Raw genomic sequence first — 6,400 nt, 5'->3', positions numbered from 1 at the left:
CAATAGACGGCACGGCCAAGCTGTGGGACTTGCAAGGGAAAGAGCTCGCCTCCCTGAAAGGGCATCAGAACGTGGTCAGCAGCGTGGCGTTCAGCCCAGACGGCAAACTGCTGGCCATCGGCTCAATGGACGGCACGGCCAAGCTGTGGGACTTGCAGGGGAAACCGCTCGTCTCCCTGAAAGGGGATCAGGTGCCGGTCTATAGCGTGGCGTTCAGCCCGGACGGCAAACTGCTGGCCACCGGCTCATCTGACGGCACCGCCAAGCTGTGGGACTTGCAGGGCAATGAGCTCGCCTCCCTGAAAGGGCACCAGGAGCGGGTCACAAGCGTGGCGTTCAGCCCGGACGGCCAACGGCTGGCCACCGGCTCAATAGACGGCACGGCCAAGCTGTGGGACTTGCAAGGGAAAGAGCTCGCCTCCCTGAAAGGGCATCAGAACGTGGTCAGCAGCGTGGCGTTCAGCCCAGACGGCAAACTGCTGGCCATCGGCTCAATGGACGGCACGGCCAAGCTGTGGGACTTGCAGGGGAAACCGCTCGTCTCCCTGAAAGGGGATCAGGTGCCGGTCAATAGCGTGGCGTTCAGCCCGGACGGCAAACGGCTGGCCACCGGCTCATATGACGGCACGGCCAAGCTGTGGGACTTGCAGGGGAAACAGCTCGCGTCCCTGAAAGGGCATCAGAAGCCGGTCAATAGCGTGGCGTTCAGCCCGGACGGCAAACGGCTGGCCACCGGCTCAATAGACGGCACGGCCAAGCTGTGGGACTTGCAAGGGAAAGAGCTCGCCTCCCTGAAAGGGCATCAGGGCGAGGTCAATAGCGTGGCGTTCAGCCCGGACGGCAAACGGCTGGCCACCGGCTCAATAGACGGCACCGCCCAGCTGTGGGACTTGCAGGGGAAAGCGCTCGCCTCCCTGAAAGGACATCAGGGCACAGTCACAAGCGTGGCGTTCAGTCCGGACGGCCAACGGCTGGCCACCGGCTCATATGACGGCACCGCCAAGCTGTGGCGAGTGGAGGGATTGGACGGACAGCTGGCGCGGGGCTGCGACTGGCTGAAAGATTACCTGATCTCCCATCCCTTCGAGTTGGAAAAACTGCCGGTGTGCCAAGATAAATCTAGCGTGATGGCAGCTGTGCCTTTTCTGGTCAAGGAAGGTGAGGAGCAAGCTATTGCCGGCAATGTTGAGAAGGCAGCTGCTACCTTCCGCACAGCGTTAAAGTGGAATCCCAACTTAAAGCTTGACCCTGAAAAAGAAGCCCGCCGGCTGGCAGAGGCTCAAGCTTTAGTCAAGCAAGGTGAGGAGCAAGCCAAAGCCGGCAATGTTGAGGGGGCTGTCGCTACTTTCCGCAAAGCTTTAAAGTGGAATCCCAACTTAAAGCTTGACCCAGAAAAACATGCCCGCCGGCTTTGGGCACCCTCTCTCGTTGAGAGGGGAAAAAACCTCGTCAGGAAGGGTGAGGTCAAAGAAGCTATAGCCGCTTACGAACAAGCGCAAAAGCTCGACCCTGCTCTGGAAATTGATGCTACATATTGGGTTACTATCTGCTGGTTTGGCAGTTTGCACCGGCACGCTGCTGAAGTCATGTACGCCTGCGAGAAAGCCGTGGCGCTCGCACCTGAATATGGATGGGTTCGGGGGTACCGGGGGCTGGCTAGGGCGCTCGCCGGCAACACTCAAGGAGCCATTGAAGACTTTCAGATATATATCAAAGAATTTGCTAAAATTGCGGAGAAGAAATCGCGAGTGCAGGGCTGGGTTGACGCCCTGAAAGCAGGGAAGAATCCTTTCACTGATAAAGAACTTGAGAGTCTTTTAAATGAGAGTAGGATAGATTAATAATTAACCGCCAAGACGCCAAGGACGCCAAGAAGGAAGAGGAAAGAGCAGAGGGTTTGCCCGGAGATGTCTGGGTTGAGCGAGGAAAACCGGCTGCTGCCTATTGACAAAAGTAGCTTTGTGTGATATAGCAGCAGTCATATTGGGAACGGACATTAATGGCATGGCGCATGGCCCCTGGCGCATGGGCCATAGCGTATCAGACTGCGAGCAATGCCCAATGCCCAATGCCCAATGCTCACGCCCCTAAAAAAAATCCGGATATTTCCACCGGCACCATCCGCCAGTTAGTAGACTGGTATGCAGGAGACTTTTGCTGACCTCCGGATTTCCAACAGGGTGCCTTATGGACACCGAAGCACTGCCCCGAGATTTCAAGCGAACCCTCGCTGCTATCGTGTTCACGGATGTGGAGAAATTCACTCCCAAAGCCGAAAAAAACGAAGTCCACGCGCTGGGTCTGGTCCAGCGCGACATTCAGCTGCTGAAAGCGCTGTGCCAGCAGTTTGAGGGTTTGCTGTTCAAATTCACCGGCGACGGGTCCCTGATGTGCTTTGAGAGCGCCTACCAGGCGATCTGCTGCGCCCTGGAAATCCAAAAAGCCCTAGCGGACGCGGCAGCAAACCTCCCCCCAGAAGACGTGCTGCGCCACCGCATCGGCATTCATCTCGGCGAAGTCTTCTTCAGCGATAGCGAAAAAGACGTCATCGGACATGGCGTGAATGTTGCCAAGCGTCTGGAAGCCGAAGCGCAACCGGGCGGCATTTGCCTCTCCCAAACCGTCTATGACGTGGTGAAAAATTGCCTGCCCCTGCAAGCAACTTACGCAGGGCGGCGGGAGCTAAAAGGGATAAAAGATCCCGTGCCGGTGTACAGAATTCCCCCAATTTCCCAGGGACAAAAAGCCGGTCTGGAAGCGGATTCCGCATGCGGGCTGCCGGTTGCCGGTCAAACCGCCAGAGTTTTTATATCCTACCGCGCCCAAGACCCAGACCTCAGTCTGGCGCAGATGTTTTACGAACAGTTGAGCGCCGCCGGACATCACGTTTTTATGGCGGGGCACAGCATCCGTCTCGGAGAGGGTTGGCCCCAGCGCATTGACGAAGAATTGGAGCGCTGCGACTATTTCCTGCTGCTGTTATCTGCTAAATCCGCAACCAGTGAAATGGTGGCAGAAGAAGTGCGGCGCGTCAGAGAGTTGCGCGAGTCGCACCCCGAGAGCAAGCCGGTAATATTGCCTGTTCGCTTGGATTTTGCGATGGATGCGCCGGTCAGTTACAACCTGCGCGGCTATCTCGACTCCATCCAGCAGCGCCAGTGGCGCTCTCCCGACGACACCCCCGTGATTGTGCGAGAAGTCCTCAGCATTCTCGACGGTGGAGAACAAAACGAACAGTGGCGAATTGAGGCTAAACAGTCAATTTATCAAACTCTACCTTCCGACTTGCCTTTACCTGTCGCCGCGCCAGAATTGCCCGGAGGTCAGGTAGAGTTGGCTTCAGCTTTTTATGTGAGCCGGCACCCAATTGAGGAGCGCTGTTATGAGGAAATCAAGAAACCAGGCTCCCTAATCCGGATAAAAGCGCCCACACAGATGGGCAAAACATCCCTGCTGGCGAGAATCCTGCATTACGCCGGCACGCAAGGCTATCGCGCCGTGCCTTTAAACTTTCAGCTCGCCGACAGCAAAATATTCAAAGACCTGGACAAATTCCTGCAGTGGTTCTGCGCTAATATCGCCCTAGAACTGGACATGCCAGACCGGCTCGCTGAAAACTGGAAAGCCATTTTTGGCAGTAAAGTCGCCTGCAAGTCCTATTTTGAGCGATATTTGCTGCCGGCTAATGACAGTCCCCTCGCCCTAGGATTGGATGAAGTCGATAGAGTCTTCCAATATCCCGAAATAGCCGCCGATTTTTTTGGCCTGCTGCGCGCCTGGCATGAAGAAGCCAAAAATCGCGATATCTGGAAAAAACTCCGCCTCATCGTGGTACACTCTACAGAAGTCTACGTGCCGCTGAACATCAACCAGTCCCCCTTTAACGTAGGGCTGCCGGTGGAATTGCCCGAATTCACCCCCGCTCAAGTGCTGGACTTGGCGCACCGGCACGGACTCAACTGGCACTCAGCCCAAGTCGAGCAATTGAGCGGAAATCGCCGGAGCTATCAACAGGATTGTCGCCGCGAATTGCAGCCCTCAGGAATTTCAGCACATGCTCAACCGCTGCTGCCACATCCTGATCAACCGCTGGCAAATGCACTCCCAGCAGCGCTCCGCGATTGCCGGTTTGCTGGGTTTATTCCAGACACTCCCCCCCACAGCCGAGAAAGTTGCTCCTTATTATAAGCCTGTGTCGCGCTTGCAAGAACTGGTGTGCCTGTTTACCAAAAGTGAGGAGTATCTCACCCTGCAGCGCTTAGTGCGAGTGGTGGAGCCAGAACCGCCCGCAGTGAAACAGGAAAATCCCGAACTGAGCCGTCTGATTGTCAGGTATCCCTACTTGTACCAGCCTGCTCTCTCAGGAAAGCTCTTACGAACACCAGCAAACCATCCGGCACCTGCAAACTCAAAAACAGTGGGAATTTGAAATGAATCTGTCGCAATATGTGGCGTACCTAGTGCGGCGATCTCAACAGGCCAAAAATTCCTCACCGGCTGGCTCGGCGGTGTCGCGAATTATACATCCGGTGCAAAACCCCACCCTATTGAGCGACCGAGAGCTGTACTTGGCGCTCAAGCAGTTTGTGGGAAAAGTCGAAGGAGCCCACACCTACCGGGACTTAGCTCAAGGCTTCCTCAGCCGCACGAGCCAGAGCAAATCTTACCGCTCTTTTAAAGCCGATTTGTACGAATACCTGATTTCTGCCATCGAGCCAGAATACGGGAAGCGCACCTTTAACGAGCGCTTGTACAAGCTGCTGAAAAATACCTTCCCTCAAAGCGATTACCAGAAATTGACCGACTTCTTAATTATGCGAACTTGCAGCCAGCTGTTCAACTTCCTCGTGGTGGACAGCCCGCAAAATCCCAATCACTATCTGTTTATCGATTTGATTTCTAATATGGGCCCCGTCCGCACCACCGGCCTGTTGCTCAAAATTGTCCTCCTCTCCCGCCACGTCAGACCTTATCTGGAAAAGCGGTTTTCCATCTTGTTCAGTCACTACGAGCGTCAAGCCATCGATGAGATTCTCTGGTTTGTCCAGTCCCTGGAAAACTTAAATGTCGCTTTGGTTGTCAATTTCGGCTCTGTGGACCTCTCCTCCATTAAACAGAATGTTTCTTGACAAATATGCCGGTATATGCTATAATATTTCCTGATAAAATTACTCTCTGTCCTGTAGAGACGCGCAATGCGCCCATTTCTACCGGGTTTTGGCCAACTCGCCAACCTCCCCCCACCCCCCGCCGCTCATGTTGCCGGATGTGTCAACTTTGCCGCACGCTATTAGTGACGGCTCGCCCGATTGCTGGCGCACCCCGCATTCGACTCACCCCCCCACTACTGGGCTCGCCCCTCACAGCCCCTATCTCCTAAACTGGATTCTCATAAATTAGGGCTTTTTGCCGGCTAGCCGGTGGGGGAGACATCGCTATATAGCAATGGACAGTCAGTTAAGGACAGGGCATCTCACTTGCTAGTAGGGATAGGCACAGGCGAGACGCCTGTCCTACGTCCTAACCTAACTGGCTACTGCTATATAGCAGCAGTCATATTGGTTAGGACACTAATGGCATGGCGTCTGGGGCATGGCGCATGGGGCATGGCGCATGGGGAAGACTCACAGATGCATGCGTGATGCCATGCATGCCCATGTCCTAATCTAAGTGCATACTGCTATACCAGCTTGTGCCCGATCTCGATCGCCCGCTTCTCAAGGAGCTCGCTCGCTATCGGCGGCGATTGGCTCGCCGGCTCCCCGAAAAATAACCCCTCTGTCCCACCAACCGCCACCCCTGGGATCTTACCGGCACTCAGCAGCAAGGGCGGAACCCCGATAATTTTCTTAACTTACGTTTGATTGCTTTTTCTCATCTCAAGTCGGAAAAGGAGGCTATTCTAAAGCGCTGAGAGTCATCCGCCCTCGGCTAAAAATAATTTATAATCATCCGGATTAGGGAGTGGGGATGGGGCGGGGCGGGCCCAGGAGGGGTGAGTTGTTGGCACAGGGATGCCGGTGCCGGTGCCGGTGCCCCATTCCCGGGAACCTGTGGCGTCAACTTTGGCAACAAACTCTGGTCGCAGCCAGTCAAAGTCTGGTAAAAATGAAATGGTGGGTGTCCGGGTTACTACTGAGGCCACTTGTAAATCTGATGGCTTCTCACTGGAGTGGGACGGAGCGACGCGAGTTGGAACTTCTAGCGCCAGGCAGGCGACACCTTTAATGCGCGCCAAGTAAAGTCTTGCCAATTTGGCCCCTTCAAGTCTACTTTCCAGGATAAGATTATCATAACTATGCCGGCTAAAAACCCTTCCCAGCATCAAGTCGCTCCGTGCCATCGCACACTAGAAATAGAAGGATGAGTTAGTCTTAATAATTTGAGATTCCGAGTTGAT

At 54.9% G+C, this 6,400-nt stretch carries 5 protein-coding genes and 1 pseudogene; 5 read left to right on the top strand and 1 reads right to left on the bottom strand.

All coding sequences use genetic code 11. The features are described 5' to 3' along the window. The 5 genes and pseudogenes from OSC10802_RS41960 to OSC10802_RS54895 form a co-directional block, all read left to right on the top strand. A partial coding sequence (locus OSC10802_RS41960; protein ID WP_017719857.1) for a WD40 repeat domain-containing protein occupies positions 1-1,841 on the top strand: 1,841 nt, incomplete at its 5' end. Positions 1,842-2,187: 346 nt separating this feature from the next. Beyond that, positions 2,188-3,978, top strand: a pseudogene (locus OSC10802_RS41955) (AAA-like domain-containing protein); the annotation flags it as partial. A 16-nt stretch (positions 3,979-3,994) separates the two neighbouring features. Continuing rightward, entirely contained in the window at positions 3,995-4,429 is a 435-nt protein-coding gene (locus OSC10802_RS57225) for a hypothetical protein (protein ID WP_512699234.1), read from the top strand. Between the two features lies 1 nt (position 4,430). Further along, the gene (locus OSC10802_RS44850) at positions 4,431-5,129 is read left to right on the top strand and encodes a Sll1247 family protein (RefSeq protein ID WP_017719854.1); all 699 of its coding nucleotides are present in this window, start codon (positions 4,431-4,433) and stop codon (positions 5,127-5,129) included. Between the two features lie 541 nt (positions 5,130-5,670). Continuing rightward, positions 5,671-5,844, top strand: a complete 174-nt coding sequence (locus OSC10802_RS54895) for a hypothetical protein (protein WP_155968433.1) — start codon at positions 5,671-5,673, stop codon at positions 5,842-5,844. A gap of 73 nt (positions 5,845-5,917) precedes the next feature. Here the strand turns inward: OSC10802_RS54895 and OSC10802_RS0126765 are convergent, their stop codons facing one another. Beyond that, positions 5,918-6,253, bottom strand: coding sequence for a hypothetical protein (locus tag OSC10802_RS0126765; protein ID WP_155968431.1), 336 nt, complete (start codon positions 6,251-6,253; stop codon positions 5,918-5,920). Between the last annotated feature and the right edge of the window lie 147 nt (positions 6,254-6,400).

The organism is Kamptonema formosum PCC 10802, assembly GCF_000332335.1.
Taxonomy (GTDB): Bacteria; Cyanobacteriota; Cyanobacteriia; order Cyanobacteriales; family Oscillatoriaceae; genus Oscillatoria.
This window is presented reverse-complemented; position numbering and strand designations above follow the sequence as displayed.

Excerpts from the sequence above, each read along its gene's own strand:
- OSC10802_RS44850 (WP_017719854.1), top strand. The coding sequence starts at position 4,431 with ATGAATCTGTCGCAATATGTGGCGTACCTAGTGCGGCGATCTCAACAG.